At 66.7% G+C, this 20,599-nt stretch carries 14 protein-coding genes and 1 tRNA gene; 14 read left to right on the top strand and 1 reads right to left on the bottom strand.

The annotated features are described in order from the left end of the window. Nucleotides 1–307 precede the first annotated feature (307 nt). From folP to CLM74_RS08430, 14 genes are all read left to right on the top strand, one after another. Nucleotides 308–1,204, top strand: coding sequence for a dihydropteroate synthase (gene folP / locus CLM74_RS08365; RefSeq protein WP_105163835.1), 897 nt, complete (start codon nucleotides 308–310; stop codon nucleotides 1,202–1,204). Further along, nucleotides 1,204–2,157 (top strand): tRNA (adenosine(37)-N6)-dimethylallyltransferase MiaA, encoded by a 954-nt coding sequence (gene miaA / locus CLM74_RS08370; RefSeq protein WP_105163836.1) that lies wholly within the window; start codon nucleotides 1,204–1,206, stop codon nucleotides 2,155–2,157. Before folP ends, miaA begins: the two co-directional genes overlap by 1 nt. A 95-nt stretch (nucleotides 2,158–2,252) precedes the next feature. Further along, entirely contained in the window at nucleotides 2,253–2,528 is a 276-nt protein-coding gene (gene hfq, locus CLM74_RS08375) for an RNA chaperone Hfq (RefSeq protein ID WP_025878916.1), read from the top strand. Nucleotides 2,529–2,542: 14 nt separating this feature from the next. After that, nucleotides 2,543–3,853, top strand: coding sequence for a ribosome rescue GTPase HflX (gene hflX / locus CLM74_RS08380; RefSeq protein ID WP_025878917.1), 1,311 nt, complete (start codon nucleotides 2,543–2,545; stop codon nucleotides 3,851–3,853). Nucleotides 3,854–3,949: 96 nt separating this feature from the next. Continuing rightward, nucleotides 3,950–4,444 (top strand): nicotinamide-nucleotide amidohydrolase family protein, encoded by a 495-nt coding sequence (locus CLM74_RS08385; protein WP_025878918.1) that lies wholly within the window; start codon nucleotides 3,950–3,952, stop codon nucleotides 4,442–4,444. Nucleotides 4,445–4,479: 35 nt separating this feature from the next. Continuing rightward, nucleotides 4,480–6,162, top strand: coding sequence for a 2-polyprenylphenol 6-hydroxylase (gene ubiB, locus CLM74_RS08390; protein ID WP_025878919.1), 1,683 nt, complete (start codon nucleotides 4,480–4,482; stop codon nucleotides 6,160–6,162). 155 nt (nucleotides 6,163–6,317) lie between these two features. Continuing rightward, on the top strand, nucleotides 6,318–6,953 hold the full coding sequence (gene lexA / locus CLM74_RS08395; protein WP_025878920.1) for a transcriptional repressor LexA: 636 nt from the start codon (nucleotides 6,318–6,320) through the stop codon (nucleotides 6,951–6,953). A 201-nt stretch (nucleotides 6,954–7,154) separates the two neighbouring features. Beyond that, nucleotides 7,155–8,192 (top strand): recombinase RecA, encoded by a 1,038-nt coding sequence (recA, locus tag CLM74_RS08400; protein WP_025878921.1) that lies wholly within the window; start codon nucleotides 7,155–7,157, stop codon nucleotides 8,190–8,192. A 110-nt stretch (nucleotides 8,193–8,302) separates the two neighbouring features. After that, a complete protein-coding gene (gene recX / locus CLM74_RS08405; protein WP_025878922.1) occupies nucleotides 8,303–8,794 on the top strand; it encodes a recombination regulator RecX in 492 nt (163 codons plus the stop codon). A gap of 105 nt (nucleotides 8,795–8,899) precedes the next feature. Continuing rightward, nucleotides 8,900–11,548: an alanine--tRNA ligase gene (gene alaS / locus CLM74_RS08410; RefSeq protein ID WP_105163837.1), complete on the top strand. Its 2,649-nt coding sequence runs from the start codon at nucleotides 8,900–8,902 to the stop codon at nucleotides 11,546–11,548. A 148-nt stretch (nucleotides 11,549–11,696) separates the two neighbouring features. Then, nucleotides 11,697–11,900, top strand: a complete 204-nt coding sequence (gene csrA / locus CLM74_RS08415; protein WP_025878924.1) for a carbon storage regulator CsrA — start codon at nucleotides 11,697–11,699, stop codon at nucleotides 11,898–11,900. Between the two features lie 78 nt (nucleotides 11,901–11,978). Further along, nucleotides 11,979–12,071, top strand: a tRNA-Ser gene (locus CLM74_RS08420). A gap of 289 nt (nucleotides 12,072–12,360) precedes the next feature. Then, nucleotides 12,361–17,091, top strand: coding sequence for an ATP-dependent helicase (locus tag CLM74_RS08425; protein ID WP_105163838.1), 4,731 nt, complete (start codon nucleotides 12,361–12,363; stop codon nucleotides 17,089–17,091). Between the two features lie 170 nt (nucleotides 17,092–17,261). Beyond that, nucleotides 17,262–17,744, top strand: a complete 483-nt coding sequence (locus tag CLM74_RS08430; RefSeq protein WP_099842256.1) for a LuxR family transcriptional regulator — start codon at nucleotides 17,262–17,264, stop codon at nucleotides 17,742–17,744. 57 nt (nucleotides 17,745–17,801) lie between these two features. Here the strand turns inward: CLM74_RS08430 and aceE are convergent, their stop codons facing one another. After that, nucleotides 17,802–20,474: a pyruvate dehydrogenase (acetyl-transferring), homodimeric type gene (gene aceE / locus CLM74_RS08435; RefSeq protein ID WP_105163839.1), complete on the bottom strand. Its 2,673-nt coding sequence runs from the start codon at nucleotides 20,472–20,474 to the stop codon at nucleotides 17,802–17,804. Nucleotides 20,475–20,599: the final 125 nt, after the last annotated feature.

Genomic DNA, 20,599 nt, shown 5'->3' on the forward strand with positions numbered 1-20,599 from the left:
CGTGGATCTACGTGTCGACCAAGGTCGACACCTACCAACAGCAGCCCAGCAGCAGCAGGAAATTGTCGGAGGCGGGTCGGTGTCGGATTGCAGGGTGTCCGCGGCATGGATGCCGCGGCCAAGCCTACACGGACGTACTTGCGGCGTCCCCGCAATCCGACACCGTCCCGCCATCCCACGGATAGCCCGCTGTTGCCGCTGTTGCTGTTGTTGAGCTTGCCGGCCAGCGGCCGGCACTACCGCTTCGGCGGGTGCAGGGCGCAGCCCTGCCGCCTTAAACTAACCTTCGTTGCCCGCAGGATCTGCCATGTTCGACATCTCGCCCCAGCTCGATTGCGCCGGCCGCATCCTGCGCCTCGACCGTGCCCGGGTCATGGGTATCGTCAACGTCACCCCGGATTCGTTCTCCGATGGTGGTGCCCATGACACCACCGAGGCGGCGGTCGCGCATGGCCTGAAGCTGGTGGAGGAGGGCGCCGACCTGCTCGACATCGGCGGCGAATCGACCCGTCCGGGCGCGGCGCCGGTGTCGATCGACGAGGAACTGCGTCGCGTCGTGCCGGTCATCGAGCAGCTGGCAGCGCGCACGACGGTGCCGATCAGCATCGATACCTTCAAGCCGGAGGTGATGCGTGCCGCGGTTGCTGCAGGCGCCGGGATGATCAACGACATCTTCGGCCTGCGCCAGGACGGTGCGCTGCAGGCGGCGGCGGACGCAGGCGTGCCGGTGGTGCTGATGCACATGCAAGGCGAACCAGGTCACATGCAGGCCGACCCGCAGTACGACGATGTGGTCGCCGAGGTCCATGGCTTCCTGGTGCAGCGGCTGTTCGCCGCGGAGATGGCCGGCATCGCCAAGAAGAATCTGGTGATCGACCTCGGCTTCGGCTTCGGCAAGACCACGGCCCACAACATGACGCTGCTGGCCCGCTCGGAGCGTTTCCTTGAACTGGGCGTGCCGATGCTGGCCGGGCTGTCGCGCAAGCGCAGCCTGGGCGAGCTGACCGGTCGTCAGTCGCCGGCAGAGCGTGTCGCTGCGTCGGTGGCCGCACACCTGATCGCCGTGCAGCGCGGCGCCCGTATCGTGCGCGTGCACGATGTGGCAGCGACGGTCGATGCATTGAAGGTCTGGCAGGCGGTCGAGGCGGTACCTGCCGTGCGGGTGGACGCCAAGCCGACCCTCCGCTGGCCGGACGAAGACTGATGGCAGTGGATCAGCGGCCGCTGGCGATCGCCGTGATGGGGCCGACCGCCAGCGGCAAGACCGCGACCGCGATCGCGCTGGCGCAGCAGCTGGACGGTGAAATCGTCAGCGTTGATTCGGCGCTGGTCTATCGCGGACTGGATATCGGGTCGGCCAAGCCCGATGCGGCCGAGCGCGCGCAGGCACCGCACCACCTGCTGGACCTGCGCGATCCCTGGCAGACTTATTCCGCCGCCGAGTTCGCCGCCGACGCCGCCCGCGTGGTGGCCGACATCGTCGCCCGTGGCAAGACTCCGATCCTGGCCGGCGGCACGGGCCTGTACTTCCGGGCGCTGTTGCAGGGTCTGTCGCCGATGCCGGAGGCCGACCCGGCGATGCGTGCCGTGCTGAGCGCCGAGGCCGCCGAGCGAGGCTGGGCGGCGCTGCACGCCGAACTGGCCGCCGTTGACCCCGCCGCCGCAGCACGCATCCATGCCACCGACCCGCAACGCATCCAGCGGGCGCTGGAGGTCTACCGGCTGACCGGCACGCCGATCAGTGAATGGCAGCGCCGCCCCGGGGTGGCCCCGTTGCCTGTGCGCACGTTGAAGCTGATTCTGGCGCCGCGCGACCGCGCCGTCCTGCACCAGCGCATCGAGGCCCGCTTTGACGCCATGCTCGCGCAGGGCTTCCTCGACGAAGTGCGCGCCCTGCGTGCATTGCCGGAAATGCGGGCGGTGGCCGCACCGCTGGACCTGCCCGCCGTCCGCGCGGTGGGGTATCGCCAGGCCTGGGAGTACCTGGACGGGGACGGGGACGCGGCCCGCTTCCGGGACAAGTCCATTTTCGCCACCCGGCAACTGGCCAAGCGCCAGCTTACCTGGCTGCGCGGCGAGCTTGATGCGCGCTGGTTCGACCCCCATGTGGATGGGGAGCGCCTCGCAGGCGCGGTGTCGACCTTCGTTGCACGCTGAACCGACGCTGGCCGTGTACCATCATGGGCCGGCAAGCGGCTCGGGGGCCGCGGCAACCGCCGGCTACCAATAAGAACAATAATCAGGAGTGTGCAATGTCCAAGGGGCAATCGCTGCAGGATCCTTTCTTGAATGCACTGCGGCGCGAGCGCGTGCCGGTTTCGGTGTACCTGGTCAACGGCATCAAGCTGCAGGGCACGATCGAATCGTTCGATCAGTTCGTGGTCCTGCTGCGCAACACCGTCAGCCAGATGGTCTACAAGCACGCCATTTCCACCGTGGTGCCGGCGCGCAACGTCAAGGTCGGCCCGGGTGGTGGGTACGTGCAATCAGGTGAGGATGGTCAGGCGGGTGATGAAGCAGACGAATGATGTTGGAGCGGTGAATGTTTGACCGCTCGAAAAAGGGCGAACACGCCCTGTTGATCCAGCCGCATTTCGGCAAGCTGGAAGACGATGTGCTGGAAGAATTCGGTGATCTGGCCCGCTCGGCCGGGGCCAGCATCGCGGTGACCATCACCGCGCGGCTGGATCGCCCCAACCCGTCGACCCTGATCGGCAGCGGCAAGCTGGATGAGATCAAGGCCGCCGCCGAAGCCACCGGCGCAGACCTGATCCTGGTCAACCACGCGTTGAGCCCGGGCCAGGAGCGCAATCTGGAGCGTTTCCTCGAGCGCCGGGTGATCGACCGTACCGGTCTGATCCTGGACATCTTTGCCCAGCGTGCGCGCAGCCATGAAGGCAAACTGCAGGTCGAGCTGGCCCAGCTGCGCCATATGTCGACACGGCTGGTGCGCGGCTGGACCCATCTGGAGCGCCAGCGTGGTGGTTCGATCGGCCTGCGAGGCCCGGGTGAAACCCAGCTGGAAACCGATCGTCGCCTGCTGCAGAAGCGGGTTGAACAGCTGCAGAAGCGGCTGGAAAAAGTCGAAGTACAGCGCACCCAGATGCGTCGTGCGCGTGTGCGCAGCGAACTGCCGCGCGTCGCCCTGGTGGGCTACACCAATGCCGGCAAATCGACCTTGTTCAATGCGATGACCGGCGCCGAGGCCTATGCGGCCGACCAGTTGTTCGCCACCCTGGATCCGACCGTACGCCGGATCGCCGTGCCCGGTGGCAACGTCGTGCTGGCCGATACGGTTGGTTTCGTACGCGACCTGCCGCATGACCTGGTGGCGGCCTTCCGCTCGACCCTGTCTGAAGCGCGGGAAGCGGATTTCCTGCTGCACCTTGTCGATGCCGCCGATCCGCACCGCGAGGAGCGCATCGCCCAGGTCGACGAAGTGCTGACCGCCGTCGGTGCCGGCGACCTTCCGCAGTTGCTGGTGTTCAACAAGATCGACCGCATCGAGGGTGCCGACGTGCGCCACGACGGCCAGGACGGCGTGCCGGATGAATCGCGGCGTGAGCGGGTGTGGATTTCCGCACGCGACGGGCAGGGCATCGAGCTGTTGCAGGCCGTACTCGGCAAGCGGTTGGGTCTGCAGCACGTCACCGGCGAGTTGCGCCTGCCACCCAGTGCCGGCCGCCTTCGCGCTCGCCTGCACCAATTGGAAGTGGTGCGCAGTGAAGAGGCTGATGAAGAAGGCTGGCTGTTGCAGGTCGATCTTCCCATCGCCGAGGCCGAGAAGCTGGCGGCCAGCGCCGATGGCGAGCCGATCCGGGCCCTGCTGCCGGAGAAGCTGCCCGAATGGTGAGGCAGTGCCGGCCGTTGGCCGGCATGTCCTGCGGCCGCGACACCACCCTGCCATCTGCGGTACAACGTGCAGGTTCTTCACTTTTCAGCTACCCCGATGGCCTTCCCGACCGACGCCGAACTCAATGCCCAGGCCGCTGCGCTGGGCCAGCGCCTGCAACAGGCTTCGCTGCAGCTGGTGACTGCTGAAAGCTGCAGCGGCGGCTGGATCGCCAAGTGCATGACCGACATCGCCGGTTCCTCGGCGTTCTTCGACTGCGGCATGGTGGTCTACAGCTACGAAGCCAAGCAGCGCCTGCTCGGCGTGCGCGCGCAGACGCTGGAGCAATTCGGTGCGGTCAGCCGCGAAGCCGTGCTGGAGATGGTCTCCGGGGCGCTGGTCAATTCCGGTGCCGGCATCGCGGTGGCGGTGACCGGTATCGCAGGGCCGGGCGGTGGCAGCCCGGACAAGCCGGTCGGCAGTGTCTGGATCGGCTGGAAGCGCCGTGGTGGCTATGCCCGGGCCGAACTGTTCCAGTTCGATGGTGACCGTGAAGCCATCCGCCGGCAGACCGTAGCGGCGGCATTGCACGGCATCGACGCCCAGCTGTGACATGCTGCTCCGGCAATCAACCGGAGTAGGCAACGATGTGGGAGACGCTGGGCACCGTCCGTGACCTTGGCCGGCTGCAGGAAATTGCCGCCGTCCTGATCCGCTACGGCTTCGGCGACGTCGTGCGGCGCATCGGCCTGGCCACGGTACTGGAACGTGCCGGCCGCCTGCTGCACTGGAACGAGGAGCGGCAGGAAATGCTGCGGATGACCGCGCCGGTACGCGTGCGCAGCGCCCTGCAGGATCTCGGGCCGACGTTCGTGAAGCTGGGCCAGGTGCTCGCCACCCGCGTCGACCTGCTGCCGCCGGACTGGATCGCCGAACTCTCCGAGTTGCAGAACGCCGTCCCGGCATTGCCCTACGAGAAGATCCGCGAACAGCTCGAGGCCGACCTCGGTGCGTCTCCGTCGCAGGTGTTTGCCTTCCTTGATGAAACCCCGATGGCCGCAGCTTCGTTGGCCCAGGCCCATCGGGCGCGGTTGCGTGATGGCCGCGAAGTGGTGCTGAAGGTGCGTCGCCCTGGTATCCGTGACGTGGTTGAAGCCGATCTGCGTTTGCTGGCACGGCTGGCCGAAATCGTTGAGGCACGGCTGCCGGATCTGCGCCGCTACCGGCCCGCCGAGGTGGTGCAGCAGTTCACCGTGTCGCTGCGCCGCGAGCTGGATTTTGCCGCGGAGTGCCGCAACGCCGAGCGCATCGCGCGCAACTTCGAGGGCCGTGACGACATCCTGATTCCGGCGGTGCACTGGCAATGGACCTGCGAAAGCCTGAATGTCCAGGATTTCGTCGACGGCATTGCCGGACGTGATCTGGCCGGTGTCGATGCGGCCGGCATCGACCGCCGTGAACTGGCCCGGCGTGGCGCCGACATCGTATTGAAGATGGTGCTGGAGGACGGCAGTTTCCATGCCGATCCGCACCCGGGCAACATCATCTACCTGCGCGACGGCCGCATCGGCGTGATCGATTTCGGCATGGTCGGCGCGTTGTCGGAGGTGCGTCGCTTCCAGGTCGCGCAGCTGCTGCATGGTCTGGTCGAACAGGATCCGCAGGGCGTGGCCGATGTGTTGCTGGACTGGGCCGGTGGCGTGGAAGTGGACGAGAACCGGTTGCAGCACGACATCAGCCTGTTCGTCGACCAGTACCGCGGCGTGCCGCTGAAGGACCTGCGCATCGGCCAGATGCTGGGCGACATCACCCAGCTGCTGCGCAGCTACAACCTGACCCTGCCGGCAGACTTGGCGCTGATGATCAAGGCCTTCCTGACGCTGGAGGGCATGGGCCGCCAGCTCGACCCGGATTTCGACATGGCCAGCGCCGCGCGCCCGTTCCTGGAGCGGGTGGTACTGCAGCGCTATGCGCCGCGGGCGCTGTTCAAGCGTGGCCGACGCAGCCTGCTCGGCATGATCGACTTCGCCGGTGATTTGCCGCGGGACCTGCGCAAGCTGGTCCAGGCGGCGCGCCGTGGCCGGCTGCAGCTGAAGGTCGAGACCAACGCGCTGCAGGGCTTCGGCGACCAGGTCAACCGCGCCGCGAACCGGCTGGTGATGGGGATCGTCACGGCAGCCTTGATCATCGGTTCCTCGATCGTGATGCACAGCGTAGGAGGCGTTTCCAGCCGTTGGCTGCTGGCGCTGGGCGTGTGCGGTTTCATCGGCGCAGGGTTCTGCGGGGTGTGGATCCTGTTCTCGATCTGGAGAAGCGGCAAGCACACGTAGTGTGCTTGCCGCGGGTCGGCTGCTTTTGCCTTTGCCGCCCCCAACCAGCCACGCCGCATTGCCGGTAGCGCCGGGCCATGGCCGGCGGCTTTCGCTCCTGCCGGAACCGCCCTCGGCACTTGCAGTCCTGGATGTTAGTAGTAATACTACTAACCATGGACCTGACCGACACCCAGCAGGCGATCCTGCAGTTGATCGCCGAGCGTATCGAGAGCGAAGGCGCACCCCCTTCGCAGACTGAAATCGCGCGTGCCTTCGGCTTCAAGGGCGTACGCGCAGCGCAGTATCACCTGGAGGCGCTGGAGCAGGCCGGGGCGATCCGTCGCGTGCCGGGCCAGGCCCGCGGCATCCGTCTGGTGCAGGCACCGCCGGTGGAGAAGCTCGCCGAGCCGGGCCTGCCCGACAGCGTCCTGCGTCTGCCGATCCTGGGTCGGGTTGCTGCGGGTCTGCCGATCGGCGCCGACATCGGCTCGGATGATTTCGTGGTGCTGGACCGGGTGTTCTTCTCGCCGGCACCGGACTACCTGCTGAAAGTGCAGGGCGATTCGATGATCGACGAAGGCATCTTCGATGGCGACCTGATCGGTGTGCACCGCACCCGCGATGCCCATTCCGGGCAGATCGTGGTGGCCCGCATCGATGACGAGATCACCGTCAAGCTGCTGAAGATCGCCAAGGATCGCATCCGCCTGCTGCCGCGCAATCCCGATTACAAGCCGATTGATGTGCTTCCGGACCAGGATTTCTCGATCGAGGGCCTGTACTGCGGGCTGCTGCGACCAAACCGTTGACGATTCATCCTGCAATTCCCGCGGTCTTTTGTGGCGATTCTCTGGTTCTGCTGAGGTTGGTACGGATGTCCGATAATTTTTTTCCGAACGCCGGGCAGAATCTCAGCCTGTGCGATACGCCAGCCTTAAAGTGAACCCATGGCCAAGAAGACTTCCAAAGACAGCACCTCCAACGACGTGACCTCTGCAAGGACCAATCCGATGGACGAGAACAAGAAGCGCGCCCTCGCTGCAGCTCTGGGCCAGATCGAAAAGCAGTTCGGCAAGGGCTCGGTGATGCGCATGGGCGACCGCGTGGTCGAGCCCGTCGAGGCGATCCCGACCGGTTCTCTGATGCTGGATATCGCATTGGGCATTGGTGGCCTGCCCAAGGGCCGCGTGGTGGAAATCTACGGTCCGGAATCCTCCGGCAAGACCACGTTGACCCTGCAGGCCATCGCCGAGTGCCAGAAGCTGGGTGGCACCGCCGCCTTCATCGATGCCGAGCACGCGCTGGACCCGATCTACGCAGGCAAGCTGGGCGTCAATGTCGACGATCTGCTGCTGTCGCAGCCAGATACCGGTGAGCAGGCGCTTGAAATCGCCGACATGCTGGTGCGCTCCGGTTCGGTGGACATCCTGGTGGTCGACTCGGTCGCCGCGTTGACCCCCAAGGCTGAAATCGAAGGTGAGATGGGCGACCAGTTGCCGGGTCTGCAGGCGCGTCTGATGAGCCAGGCGCTGCGCAAGCTGACCGGCAACATCAAGCGCTCGAACACCCTGGTGGTGTTCATCAACCAGCTGCGCATGAAGATCGGCGTGATGATGCCGGGCCAGAGCCCGGAAGTGACCACCGGCGGCAACGCGCTGAAGTTCTATGCCTCGGTGCGCCTGGACATCCGCCGTATCGGCGCGATCAAGAAGGGCGACGAGATCATCGGCAACCAGACCAAGATCAAGGTCGTCAAGAACAAGCTGGCGCCCCCGTTCAAGCAGGTCATCACCGAGATCCTGTACGGCGAAGGCATCAGCCGCGAAGGCGAGCTGATCGATATGGGTGTCGAAGCCAAGCTGGTCGAGAAGGCCGGTGCCTGGTACAGCTACGGGGAAGAGCGCATCGGCCAGGGCAAGGACAACGCCCGTGGCTATCTGCGCGACAACCCGCAGGTTGCCGCCAAGCTTGAGGCTGAGCTGCGCGAGAAGTTCCAGCCGACCGAAGCCGTCCGTGAGGAAGGCGAAGACGAAGGCGACGACGAGTAAAGGCTTGCTGTGGGGCAGGGCGGCGCCGTCAGTGACGTCGCCCTGTCCTGCAGATTCGGTTTCCCCGACGGGGGACGCGCCAGGGACGGCGCATTTGATTGAAGGCGAGAATGAACGATTCCGACGCCCCGGCACCCGGCCGTAAGCGCCGCGTACGCGAACAGACGCCTGTCCAGCGCGCCTTGGGCCTGCTGGTCCGTCGTGAGCACTCGCGCAAGGAGCTGACCCGCAAGCTGACGTCCCGGGGCATCGAGGACGAGGCTGCGCAGGCGGCGGTCGACAAGCTGACCGAGGCAGGTTGGCAGGACGACACCCGGTTTGCCGAGAATCTGGTGCGCATGCGCGCCAATACGGGTTATGGCCCCATCCATGTACGTGCCGAGCTGGGAACCCACGGGCTGGACAGCGAGCAGATCACTGCTGCGATGGATACCTTCGAGGGCGACTGGACGGAGAATGCCCGGGATCTGGTCCGTCGCCGCTTTGGTGAGGCCGGTCCGCAGGACCTCGCGCAGCGCCGCAAGGCCGCCGATCTGCTGGCCCGCCGGGGCTTCGATGGCGACAGCATCCGCCGCGCGACCCGCTACGATCCGGACGACTGAGACTGATGGCGCCGGGCCTGATACCCTTTGGGGTTTCGGCGGTCCGTTCGACCCTGGCCACTGCGGCCGGCGGCACGGGCCCCGGCCCGCAGACTGCCAGCCCCCATGAACGCATCCGCCAAATTCACGACATCCCAGATCCGCAGCGACTTCCTTGAATTCTTCAAGGGCAAAGGCCACACCATCGTGCCGTCGGCGCCGCTGGTGCCGGGCAACGATCCGACCCTGCTGTTCACCAACTCCGGCATGGTGCAGTTCAAGGACGTGTTCCTGGGCGCGGAAAAGCGCAGCTACGTGCGCGCGGCCGACGTCCAGCGCTGCCTGCGTGCCGGTGGCAAGCACAACGATCTCGACCAGGTGGGCTACACCGCCCGCCATCACACCTTCTTCGAAATGCTGGGCAACTGGTCCTTCGGCGATTACTTCAAGAAGGATGCGATCGCCTGGGCCTGGGAGCTGTTGACCCAGGTCTGGAAGCTGCCGGCCGAGCGCCTGCTGGTCACGGTCTACCAGACCGACGACGAGGCCTACGCACTGTGGCGCGACATGATCGGCATTCCGGAAGACCGGATCGTCCGCATCGGCGACAACAAGGGCGCGCCGTTCGCCTCGGACAACTTCTGGCAGATGGCCGATACCGGTCCCTGCGGTCCGTGCACCGAGATCTTCTACGATCACGGCGACCATATCGCCGGTGGCCCGCCGGGCTCGCCGGACGAGGACGGTGACCGTTTCATCGAGATCTGGAACCTGGTCTTCATGCAGTTCGATCGCCAGCAGGACGGCACGCTGATGCCGCTGCCGGCACCATGCGTGGACACCGGCATGGGCCTGGAACGCCTGGCCGCGATCCTGCAGCACGTGCATACCAACTACGAGATCGACCTGTTCCAGGCGCTGATCCGCAAGGCATCGGAGCTGACCGGCACCGCTGATCTGGAAAACAAGTCGCTGCGCGTGATCGCCGACCACATCCGCGCCTGTTCGTTCCTGATCGTCGATGGCGTGCTGCCGTCCAACGAAGGCCGCGGCTACGTGCTGCGCCGGATCATCCGCCGCGCACTGCGACACGGCTGGATGCTGGGCGTGCGCCAGCCGTTCTTCAGCAAGCTGGTGCCGACCCTGGTCGAGCAGATGGGCGAGGCCTACCCGGAACTGCCGGCACAGGCCGATACCGTGGTGCGTGCCCTGCAGGCAGAAGAAGAGCGTTTCGCCGAGACGCTGGACTCGGGCATGAAGATCTTCGACGACGTTGCGGCCAAGGTCAGCAATGGCGTGATCCCGGGCGTGGACGCGTTCCGCCTGTACGACACCTACGGCTTCCCGCTCGACCTGACCCAGGACATCGCCCGCGAGCGTGACCTGACCGTGGACATCGACGGCTTCAACGCCGCGATGGAGACGCAGCGCGAGACCGCGCGTGCCGCCGGCAAGTTCGGCGGTGGCGTGACGCTGTCGGCCGATCTGGTCGCCACGCTCAAGCCGACTGTCTTCCTGGGCTATGACCGCCTGCAGGCCGACGGCCTCGGCGTGGTCGCGATCCTCAAGGATGGCCGCCCGGTGGAAGCTGCCCAGGCCGGTGACGAGGTCATCGTGCTGACCAACCAGACCCCGTTCTACGCCGAGTCCGGCGGCCAGGTCGGCGACACCGGCACCTTGTCCGCTGCCGGCGTACAGCTGCAGGTGAGCGATACCCAGAAGTTCGCGGGCCAGTTCCATGGCCACGTCGGCAAGATCACCCAGGGCAGCCTGAAGATCGGTGACGTGCTGTCCGGCCAGGTCGATGGCGAGCGCCGTGGCGCCACCATCCTCAACCACTCGGCGACCCACCTGCTGCATGCTGCCCTGCGCGAAGTGCTTGGCACCCACGTGCAGCAGAAGGGCTCGCTGGTGGCGCCGGACCGCCTGCGCTTCGACTTCTCGCATTTCCAGCCGATCAGCGCCGAGGAACTGGCGATCATCGAGCGCAAGGTCAACCAGCAGGTGCGCGCCAACAACGCCGCCGAAGTGCACAACATGGGCATGCAGGAAGCGCTGGACTTCGGCGCGATGGCCCTGTTCGGCGAGAAGTACGGCGAGAACGTGCGCGTGCTGAAGATGGGCGACTACTCCACCGAGCTGTGTGGTGGCACCCACGTCAACCGGACCGGTGACATCGGTCTGTTCAAGATCACCTCCGAAGGCGGTGTCTCGGCCGGTGTGCGTCGTATCGAGGCCGTCACCGGCCAGGGCGCGCTGGACTACGTGGATGCCGAGGAGGCCCGTCTGGCCGAGGCCGCCGAGCTGCTGGGTGGCAGTGCTGTCGACGTGGTCGAAAAGATCCGTGCGCTGGGCCTGCGCCAGAAGCAGCTGGAGCGCGAGCTGGAGGCCGTGAAGGCCAAGGTAGCCGCCGGCGCCACCGCCGACCTGTCCGGCCAGGCCGTCGAGGTCGCCGGTGTGAAGGTTCTGGCTGTCCGCCTGGAAGGCTTCGACGCCAAGGCCCTGCGCGATGCCATGGACCGCCTGAAGCAGCAGCTGGGCGACGCGGTGATCGTGCTGGCCGGTGCCCAGGACGGCAAGGCGGCCTTGGTCGCGGGCGTGAACGGCAGTGCAATGGGCAAGGTCAAGGCCGGGGAACTGTTGTCCCATATCGCCGGTCAGATCGGGGGCAAGGGCGGCGGACGCCCGGACCTCGCCCAGGGTGGTGGCGAGGACGGGCCCGCCCTTGCTACCGCGCTGGCTGCGGTCGTCGAATGGGTCAGCCCCCGCCTGTGATGAATCCCTGCCGTCCCCCTCCTTGTAGGAGCGGGACGGCTGACGGTACCATTGCGAATCTTTTCCCTTTGTCGTGGGCGCGCTTCTTGACGGAGCGTCAAGCCGGTGGGGGATACCCTTCCACACGGTTCCATGGAGACTTAAAAAAATGTTGATCCTGACTCGCCGCGTCGGCGAAACCCTGATGATCGGTGACTCGGTGAGCGTCACCGTGCTTGGCGTCAAGGGTAACCAGGTGCGTATCGGCATCACTGCGCCGAAGGACGTCGCCGTGCATCGCGAAGAGATCTACCAGCGCATCCAGCGTGGTGACGAAGCCGGCAGCACCGGTGGTGAAAATTCTGCGGAATAAGGCTTTACCTTCGCGCGTGATTAACGTTATGATTCACGCCCCGCTGAGGTGCAACGCACCAGACGCGGAGAAAACCCCGGAGCGATGCCCGAGCGGCTGAAGGGGCTCCCCTGCTAAGGGAGTATAGGGTCAAAAGCTCTATCGAGGGTTCGAATCCCTCTCGCTCCGCCAGATGCAAAAGAACGCCCGCAGATCCTCGATCTGCGGGCGTTTTCTTTGTGCGTCGCGTTGACCTGCGGCCCACGATCGCGGTGCTAGGTTCGCACCATGACCGCCGAGCGGACCCCGCCGATGACCAGTGCGAAGAAGGCCACCTTCCTGCAGCGACGTCTGGCGTTTCGGTGACGGCAGGATGGCTACGCTCCGGGCCTTTGTTGTCGACCCCGGATCAGCTGCCTGATGCAGCCAGCGCCAGCCAAGGCCCGGCCAACGGGCCGCAGCTGGGTATGATCGACGCACCATGACGCCGCCTGATTCCCCGCAGGACCCGCTGCAGCGCTTCCATCCCGCGACGCAGACCTGGTTCCGTGCCGCGTTCGACGCCTCCACGCCGGTGCAGGATCAGGCCTGGTCGTCGATCGGTGCCGGGCAACATACCCTGGTCATCGCGCCAACCGGATCGGGCAAGACACTTGCCGCATTCCTGCATGCCATCGACCAGCTGTTCGCCGAGCGTGATCGGCAAGCGCGCGCAGCGCCGTTGGCCAAGCCGGTGCGGCGAACCCGCGTGCTTTACCTGTCGCCGATCAAGGCGCTGGGCAGCGACGTGCAGCGCAACCTGCAGGTGCCGCTGCAGGGCATCACCGACGAGCGCGCCCGACGCGGCGAGCCGGCGGTGCAGCTGACCGTCGCATTGCGTACCGGCGATACCTCCAGCAGTGAACGTGCAGGCCTGGTGCGGCGGCCGCCGGACATCCTGATCACTACGCCCGAGTCGCTGTACCTGATGCTGACCTCGCAGGCACGCGAGATCCTGCGCGATGTGCAGACCGTCATCCTCGATGAAATCCATGCAGTGGCCGGTAGCAAACGCGGTTCGCATCTTTCGCTGAGCCTGGAACGGCTGGATGCGCTGCTGCACGAACCGGCGCAGCGCATCGGCCTGTCGGCCACGGTGCGGCCGGTCGACGAGGTGGCGGCGTTCCTGGGCGGCGACCGCCCGGTGAGCGTGGTCCAACCCGGCTCGGCGCGGCAGCTGCAGATGCGCATCGTTGTGCCGGTGGAAGACATGTCCAGCCTGGCTACGCAGGGCACGCCCGGGGAGCGCGACGGCGGCGCGCGGATCGGCTCGATCTGGCCGCACGTGGAGGCAAGCATTCTCGACAACGTGCTGCGCCATCGCTCGACGATTGTCTTTGCCAATTCGCGTGGCGTAGCCGAAAAGCTGACCGCACGCCTGAACGAGCTGCACGCCGGACGCAGTGGCGAAGACGGCGCAATCCGTGGCGATTCGGGTAGCGGGTTGGCCTATGGCTCTTTCACCGGCAGTACGGTCAACCGGGTCTCCGCTGCGCCGGCACTGATTGCACGCGCGCATCACGGATCGGTCTCCAAGGAGCAGCGCGGCGAGATCGAGCAGGCGCTGAAATCGGGTGCACTGCGCTGCGTGGTGGCCACGTCCAGCCTGGAGCTGGGGATCGACATGGGGCTGGTCGACCTGGTGATCCAGGTGGCCGCGCCGCCGTCGGTGGCCAGCGCCCTGCAGCGCGTCGGTCGCGCCGGCCACCAGGTGGGCGGCATGTCCCGCGGTCTGGTGTATCCGCGTACGCGGCGCGACTTGATCGATGCCGCCGTGGTGGTGGACAGCATGCTGGCCGGACGCATCGAGGCCATCGCTCCGCCGCGCAACCCGCTTGATGTGCTGGCCCAGCAGACGGTGGCGGCGGTGGCGATGGAGCCGTGGCAGGCCGATGCCTGGTATGCGCGGGTACGCCGTGCCGCGCCGTACCGCTCACTCCCGCGCAGTGCCTTCGACGCCGTGCTGGACATGCTTACCGGCCGCTATCCGTCCGAGGATTTCGCCGGCTTCCGGCCGCGGCTGGTATGGAACCGGCAGAGCGGTGAGCTCAGCGCTCGCCCTGGTGCGAAGCAACTGGCAGTTACCAGCGGCGGCACCATTCCCGACCGTGGCATGTACAGCGTGGTGCTGCCTGAAGGAGAAGAGCGGGCCGGATCGCGCCGCGTCGGTGAGCTGGACGAGGAGATGGTCCACGAGTCGCGGGTGAATGATGTGATCACGCTGGGCGCGACCTCATGGCGGATCGACCAGATCACCCACGATCAGGTGGTGGTGACGCCTGCACCCGGACGTTCGGCGCGCCTGCCGTTCTGGCGTGGCGAAGGTGTCGGCCGCCCTGCCGAACTGGGACAGGCCATCGGCGCGTTTCTCGCCGCGTTGGAGGCGCACATCGACAGCAGTGACACCCCGGCGAAGGCGCTGCACGCACGCCTGCAGGCCAGTGGCCTGGACGCCAACGCGATCAGCAACATGCTCGGCCTGGTCGCCGAGCAGCGGCAGGCCACGGGCGTGCTGCCCACCGATCTGCGCCTGGTGGTGGAACGCTGCCGCGACGAGCTGGGCGACTGGCGGGTGATGCTGCATTCGCCGTATGGCCGCCGCGTGCATGATCCGTGGGCATTGGCGGTGGCAGCACGATTGCGCGAGCGCTGGGGCATCGACCCGGCCGTGGTCGCCAGCGACGATGGCATCATCGCGCGGATTCCCGACAGTACCGGGCGCGTTCCGGGGGCGGACATGTTCGTGTTCGAACCGGAACGGTTGCGCCGCACGATCACCGCGGCGGTCGGCCATTCGGCACTGTTCGCGGCGCGCTTCCGCGAGTGTGCCTCGCGCGCACTGCTGTTGCCGCGTCGCACGCCGGGGCGTCGATCGCCGCTGTGGCAGCAGCGCCTGCGCGCCGGCCAGTTGCTGGAAATCGCGCAGGCCCATGCGGAGTTCCCGATCCTGATCGAGACCGCCCGCGAGTGCCTGCAGGATGTCTACGACCTGGATGCGCTGGACGCGCTGATGCAACGCGTTCAACGCGGCCAGGTGCAGTTGCTGGACGTCGCGACCGAGGTGCCTTCGCCGTTCGCGGCCAATCTGCTGTTCGGCTATGTCGCCGAGTTCATGTATGAGGCGGACGTGCCGCTGGCCGAGCGCCGCGCCTCGGTGCTGTCACTGGACAGTGGCCTGCTCGCCGAGCTGCTGGGCCAGGTAGACCTGGGCGAACTGCTGGATGCGGGGGTGGTCGATCAGGTTGAACGTGAACTGCAGCGGTTGGAACCTGCGCGCAGGGCCCATGGCATGGAAGGCGTGTCCGACCTGCTGCGCGAGCTGGGACCGTTGCCTGCATCGGACCTGGCGCTGCGCCTGTCCGATCCGGAATTCGTGGAAGTGCACCTGGCAGCGCTGCAGGCGCAGCAGCGCGCCATCCCGGCTTCAATTGCCGGCCACACGCAGTGGGTCGCCGTGGAGGACGCCGCACGTGTGCGCGATGCGTTGGGTACGGCGCTGCCGGGCGGGCTGCCCGGGGTGTTTCTTGCAGGCATGCCCGATCCCCTCGGCGATCTGCTGGCCCGCCACGCACGTACGCATGCGCCCTTCACCAGCAGCGCGCTGGCCAAGCGGTTCGGGCTGGGTGTGGCGGTGGTCGACGGCGCGCTGGAAAGGCTGCAGGAGCAGGGGCGGGTGCTGCGTGGCAATTTCGGCGCAGCGCGGCGACAGCAGGGAAATGAGCGGGTGCATCCGTCGCCGGACGTAGTGCACGAATGGGTCAGCGAAGATGTGTTGCAGCGTCTGCGCCTGCGTTCGCTGCAGGCCGCACGTGAAGCCACCCGGCCGGTGCCACCGGCAGCCTATGTGCGCCTGCTGCTGGAGGGGCAGGGGGTGTTGCTGGAGGGCGGCGCCGGGCATGCCCGCAATGGTGCCGTTGCGGCCATGCTTGAGGGCAGCGACGGCGTTGCCCGTGTGGTCGAGCAGCTGGCGGGGTTGCCGCTGCCGGTTTCGGTCTGGGAACACCAGGTCCTGCCGGCCCGGGTGCGCGACTACGCACCGGCCCTGCTTGATGAGGTGCTGGCGACCGGCATGGTGCTGTGGGCCGGGCACGGGCGGCTGGGTGACGACGACGGCCTGGTATCGCTGCACCTGCAGGACCATGCCGCTGAAACGTTGCCGCTGCTGCCGGAAGCGGATCCGGCGCTGCGTACACCGATGCAGGACGCCATCGTGCAGGTCCTGGCCGATGGCGGTGCCTACTTCGCGCGGCAGCTGGCCACACAGGTGCAGTCACGCCTGGCCGGCAGTGCAGCGGCGGCCGAGGACTTCCAGCTGGCGCTATGGCAGCTGGCCTGGAGGGGCGAAGTGAGCAGCGACCTGTGGTCGCCGTTACGGGCCCTGGCCGGTGTACGCCAGCAGCGGGCGCGCGTTGCGTCGGCCTCGCGGCACACGCGGGGTTTCCGCTTCATGCCGATGCTGGACGCGCGGGCCACGGCGCTGGACCCGGCCATTGCCAGCGGGCCGACCCTGGCGGGGCGATGGTCGTTGCTGCCCCGCGAGCGCAGCAACGACACCGTGCGGGCGCTGGCGCTGGGCGAAAGCCTGCTTGATCGCTACCGGGTGGTGACCCGGGCGGCGGCAATGACCGAAGCGGTAACCGGTGGGTTCCCTGCACTGCAGCCTGTCTATCGAGGCATGGAAGATGCCGGGCAGGTCCTGCGCGGCCGCTTCGTGGCGGGGCTGGGCGGAGCACAGTTTGCAGAGCGCGGCACCATCGACCATCTGCGCGAGCTGTCCGAGCGTGTGCCGCGGGAGCTGTCGGTCGTCGCGCTGTCAGCGCTGGATCCGGCCAATCCCTTCGGCAGCCTGCTGCCGTGGCCGCAGCCAGTGGCCGGTGCACGTCCGCTGCGGCGTTCCGGCGCGATGGTGGTGATCGGCAACGGCCGGTTGCTGCTGTACCTGGCGCAGGGCGGGCGGCAACTGTCCAGCTGGATCGAGGGCGGGGCAGAGGATGCGGCCAATACTCTGGTTGCCGCTGCACAGGCCCTGGCGGTGGCATTGCGCCGGGGGCGGCGCCTGTCCTTCACCCTGGAACGGATCAATGATGTGCCGGTGCATCGCGGCGCGCTGGTGGACGCGCTGCGGGCCGCAGGCTTCAGCAACGAGCCGCGCGGGCTGGGATGGAACGGCTGAGCGCGGTGGAATCACCTCGATGAATGCTCACCCCGTGGGGCCTGGCCCCGGATCGGACTGCCGGACTGTGATGCAGTTCGTTACGCGCCTGCCCCGGTGGCTGCAGAGTCCGGGTAGTGTGGCCATCGTGCACGTTGCGCAGACGGTTCTTCACTCGACAGGAGACTCACATGAAGCTGTTTTCTGCTGTGCTGCTGTCCCTTCTTTCGCTGCAGGCATCGACGGCGCAGGCGGCCGACGCTCTGCCTTCGCCCCTGCTCGGCCGCTGGTCGCTGGAGATCGCCACTTCCGCTCTTCCTGAGGCGCAGCGGCCGCAACAGGTCGTGCTGGAATTCAAGGATGCCGGTGCGGGCAGGTGGAGCTCGCACGTGGATATCGTCCTGCATGACGGCAAGACCATGAAATCCGACGGTACGCTGGCGCTGGATGGCACGCCTGCGGCGCTGACCGGCAGCTACGGCGCCAACCAGGCAACGCTGAAACTGCCGGCGCCGAACACGCTGGTGATGCAGCTGGTCGATCATGGCGCGCCGGCGTCCACCCGCGTGTACACGGTGGCCGCCGATCGTTCAACGATGACCGAGACCAAGGCCTTCTTCGGCCATGACGGCACGCCGATCCTGCAGACCAACCTGTTCAAGCGGTTGCCGTAGTGATGTGATGCAGCGGCACCCACAGAAGCGTGCTCTGCGGGTGCCGTTGCTGTTCTGTCATGCTGCGGCGGGATCGCGCTTGCCGGTGTCGATGCCGTACCGGTCGATCGCCTGCTGCAGCAGGCCCCGTTCCACATGCCCGTCATCGGCCAGGGCCTTCAGTGCCGCCAGTACGATGAAGTGACGATCGACTTCGAAGAACGTGCGCAGCGATTCGCGAGTATCCGAGCGGCCAAAGCCATCGGTGCCGAGTGCGATGAAGCGCCGGTCGTTGATGAAGGGGCGGATCTGGTCGCCGACGATCTTCATGTAGTCGGTCGCCACCACCACCGGGCCGGCATGGTCCTGCAGGCACTGCTGCACGTAGGGAACGCGCGGCTCGTCGGCCGGATGCAGCAGGTTCCAGCGCTCGGCAGCCAGGCCATCACGGCGCAGTTCGGTCAGGCTGGTGGCACTCCAGACATCGCTTGCGATGGCGAAATCCTGCTGCAGCAGATCGGCGGCTGCCAGCACCTCGCGCAGGATCGAGCCACTGCCCATCAGCTGCACGCGAGGCTGTGCCGTGCTGTCGGCAGCAGCGGGACGCAGCATATGGAGCCCCTTCAGGATGCCGGCTTCGGCGCCGTCAGGCAGGGCAGGGTGCGGGTAGTTCTCGTTGAGCAGGGTGATGTAGTAGTAGATGTCTTCCTGGTCCACATACATGCGGCGTAGGCCGTCGTGGATGATCACTGCCAGTTCGAAGTTGTAGGTCGGGTCGTAGGACACGCAGCTTGGAATCACCGAGGACAGCACGTGGCTGTGGCCATCGTCGTGCTGCAGGCCTTCGCCCATCAGGGTAGTGCGGCCGGAGGTGGCGCCAAGCAGGAAGCCACGGGTGCGCGCGTCGGCCGCTGCCCAGGCCAGGTCACCGACGCGCTGCAGGCCGAACATCGAATAGAAGATGTAGAACGGAATCGTGGCCAGGCCGTGGTTGCTGTACGCGGTGCCCGCTGCGATCCACGAACAGATAGCGCCGGATTCGTTGATGCCTTCCTGCAGGATCTGGCCGTCCTTGGACTCCTTGTAATAGCTCAGCTGGCCGGCGTCCTGCGGGGTGTACAGCTGGCCCAGGAAGGAATGGATGCCGATCTGGCGGAACAGCCCTTCCATGCCGAAGGTACGCGATTCATCGGGCACGATCGGGATCACCAGCCTGCCCAGTTCGGGATCCTTGAGCAGGGTGGTGAGGATGCGTACGAAGCCCATGGTGGTGGATTGGCCACGATCACCGCTGCCCTGCAACTGCACGTTGAACGTGGACAGCGGCGGCAGCGGCAACGGATCGACCTGGGTCAGCCGTGCCGGCAGCTGGCCGCCCTGCGCCTGGCGACGCTGCGCGAAGTAGAGCGCCTCGGCGCTGCCCGGTTGCGGGCGCAGGTAGGGCATCTCTTCCAGCTGCCCGTCGCTGACCGGCAGGTCGAAGCGGTCACGGAACGCACGCACCGCGTCGGCGCTCATCTTCTTCAGCTGGTGGTTGATGTTCTGGCCTTCGCCGGCCTCGCCCATGCCGAAGCCCTTCACCGTCTTGGCCAGCACCACGCTCGGGCGACCGCTGGTGTTCACCGCCTGCTGGTAGGCGGCGAATACCTTCTGCGGATCGTGGCCGCCGCGTGCCAGTGCCCAGATCTCGTCGTCGCTCATGTCCGCCACCAGCGCCAGCAGTTCCGGGTAGCGCCCGAAGAAGTGCTCGCGCACGTAGGCGCCGCTCTGCGACTTGAAGGTCTGATAGTCACCATCCACGCACTCCATCATGCGCTGGCGCAGCAGCCCGCTGTGATCGCGTGCCAGCAGCTCGTCCCAACCGCTGCCCCAGATCACCTTGATCACGTTCCAGCCGGCGGCGCGGAAGGTGCCTTCCAGTTCCTGGATCACCTTGGCGTTGCCACGCACCGGTCCGTCCAGACGTTGCAGGTTGCAGTTGACCACGAACACCAGGTTGTCCAGGCGCTCGCGCCCGGCCAGCGAAATGGCCGCCAGCGATTCGGGCTGGTCCATTTCGCCGTCACCAAGGAAGGCCCAGACCTTGCGGCCCTGGTGCTGCTTCAGCCCCCGGTATTCCAGGTAGCGCATGTAGCGGGCTTGATAGGCCGCCGTCAGCGGGCCCAGGCCCATCGACACAGTGGGAAACTGCCAGAACCCGGGCATCAGCCGCGGGTGCGGATACGAGGACAGGCCCTCGCGTCCGGCTTCGCGGCGGAATTTGTCCATCTGCTCGGCACTGATGCGGCCTTCCACGTACGCCCGGCCGTAGATGCCCGGGGCCGAATGACCCTGGATGTAGATCATGTCGCCGTCGAAGGTTTCGGTCCGTCCACGGAAGAAGTGATCGAAGCCCACGTCATACATTACTGCTGCGGACTGGTAGGTGGCGATGTGGCCACCGACATTGGAATGCCTGCCGGCACGCAGCACCATCACCATGGCGTTCCAGCGGATCATCGCGTTCAACCGCCGCTCAATGGCCAGGTCACCCGGGTAGGCGGGCTGGCGTTCGGGGGGAATCGTGTTGGTGTAGGCGGTCCACGCGCGGGTGTGCAGGTCGCCATGCTGCTGCACATCGAGTGCATCGAGCTGGTCCAGCAGATAGTGCGCGCGGGGGCGGCCGCCGGCCTCGATCACCGCCTGCAGGGACTCGCGCCATTCGCGGGTTTCCTGCGGATCGGCGTCGAGAGGGAAGTGTGCCTGGTTCATGCTGCGTCTCCAGAGAGCGCCGGTTCTGCACCTGCACGGCACCGCCGGCAGGGCGACAGCTCTGGAGCGGAGTCGCGCCGGCAGGTCCGTGGCGCGGGGGCGGCCGTGGTGGCTGCCGAGGAGAC

The organism is Stenotrophomonas sp. MYb57, assembly GCF_002966815.1.
In the GTDB taxonomy this organism is placed as follows: Bacteria; Pseudomonadota; Gammaproteobacteria; order Xanthomonadales; family Xanthomonadaceae; genus Stenotrophomonas; species Stenotrophomonas indicatrix.

Bases quoted from the DNA above. Each gene is read 5' to 3' on its own strand.
- folP (WP_105163835.1), top strand. From the start codon at position 308: ATGTTCGACATCTCGCCCCAGCTCGATTGCGCCGGCCGCATCCTGCGC.
- miaA (WP_105163836.1), top strand. From the start codon at position 1,204: ATGGCAGTGGATCAGCGGCCGCTGGCGATCGCCGTGATGGGGCCGACC.
- hfq (WP_025878916.1), top strand. From the start codon at position 2,253: ATGTCCAAGGGGCAATCGCTGCAGGATCCTTTCTTGAATGCACTGCGG.
- hflX (WP_025878917.1), top strand. From the start codon at position 2,543: ATGTTTGACCGCTCGAAAAAGGGCGAACACGCCCTGTTGATCCAGCCG.
- CLM74_RS08385 (WP_025878918.1), top strand. From the start codon at position 3,950: ATGGCCTTCCCGACCGACGCCGAACTCAATGCCCAGGCCGCTGCGCTG.
- ubiB (WP_025878919.1), top strand. From the start codon at position 4,480: ATGTGGGAGACGCTGGGCACCGTCCGTGACCTTGGCCGGCTGCAGGAA.
- lexA (WP_025878920.1), top strand. From the start codon at position 6,318: ATGGACCTGACCGACACCCAGCAGGCGATCCTGCAGTTGATCGCCGAG.
- recA (WP_025878921.1), top strand. From the start codon at position 7,155: ATGGACGAGAACAAGAAGCGCGCCCTCGCTGCAGCTCTGGGCCAGATC.
- recX (WP_025878922.1), top strand. From the start codon at position 8,303: ATGAACGATTCCGACGCCCCGGCACCCGGCCGTAAGCGCCGCGTACGC.
- alaS (WP_105163837.1), top strand. From the start codon at position 8,900: ATGAACGCATCCGCCAAATTCACGACATCCCAGATCCGCAGCGACTTC.
- csrA (WP_025878924.1), top strand. From the start codon at position 11,697: ATGTTGATCCTGACTCGCCGCGTCGGCGAAACCCTGATGATCGGTGAC.
- CLM74_RS08425 (WP_105163838.1), top strand. From the start codon at position 12,361: ATGACGCCGCCTGATTCCCCGCAGGACCCGCTGCAGCGCTTCCATCCC.
- CLM74_RS08430 (WP_099842256.1), top strand. From the start codon at position 17,262: ATGAAGCTGTTTTCTGCTGTGCTGCTGTCCCTTCTTTCGCTGCAGGCA.
- aceE (WP_105163839.1), bottom strand. From the start codon at position 20,474: ATGAACCAGGCACACTTCCCTCTCGACGCCGATCCGCAGGAAACCCGC.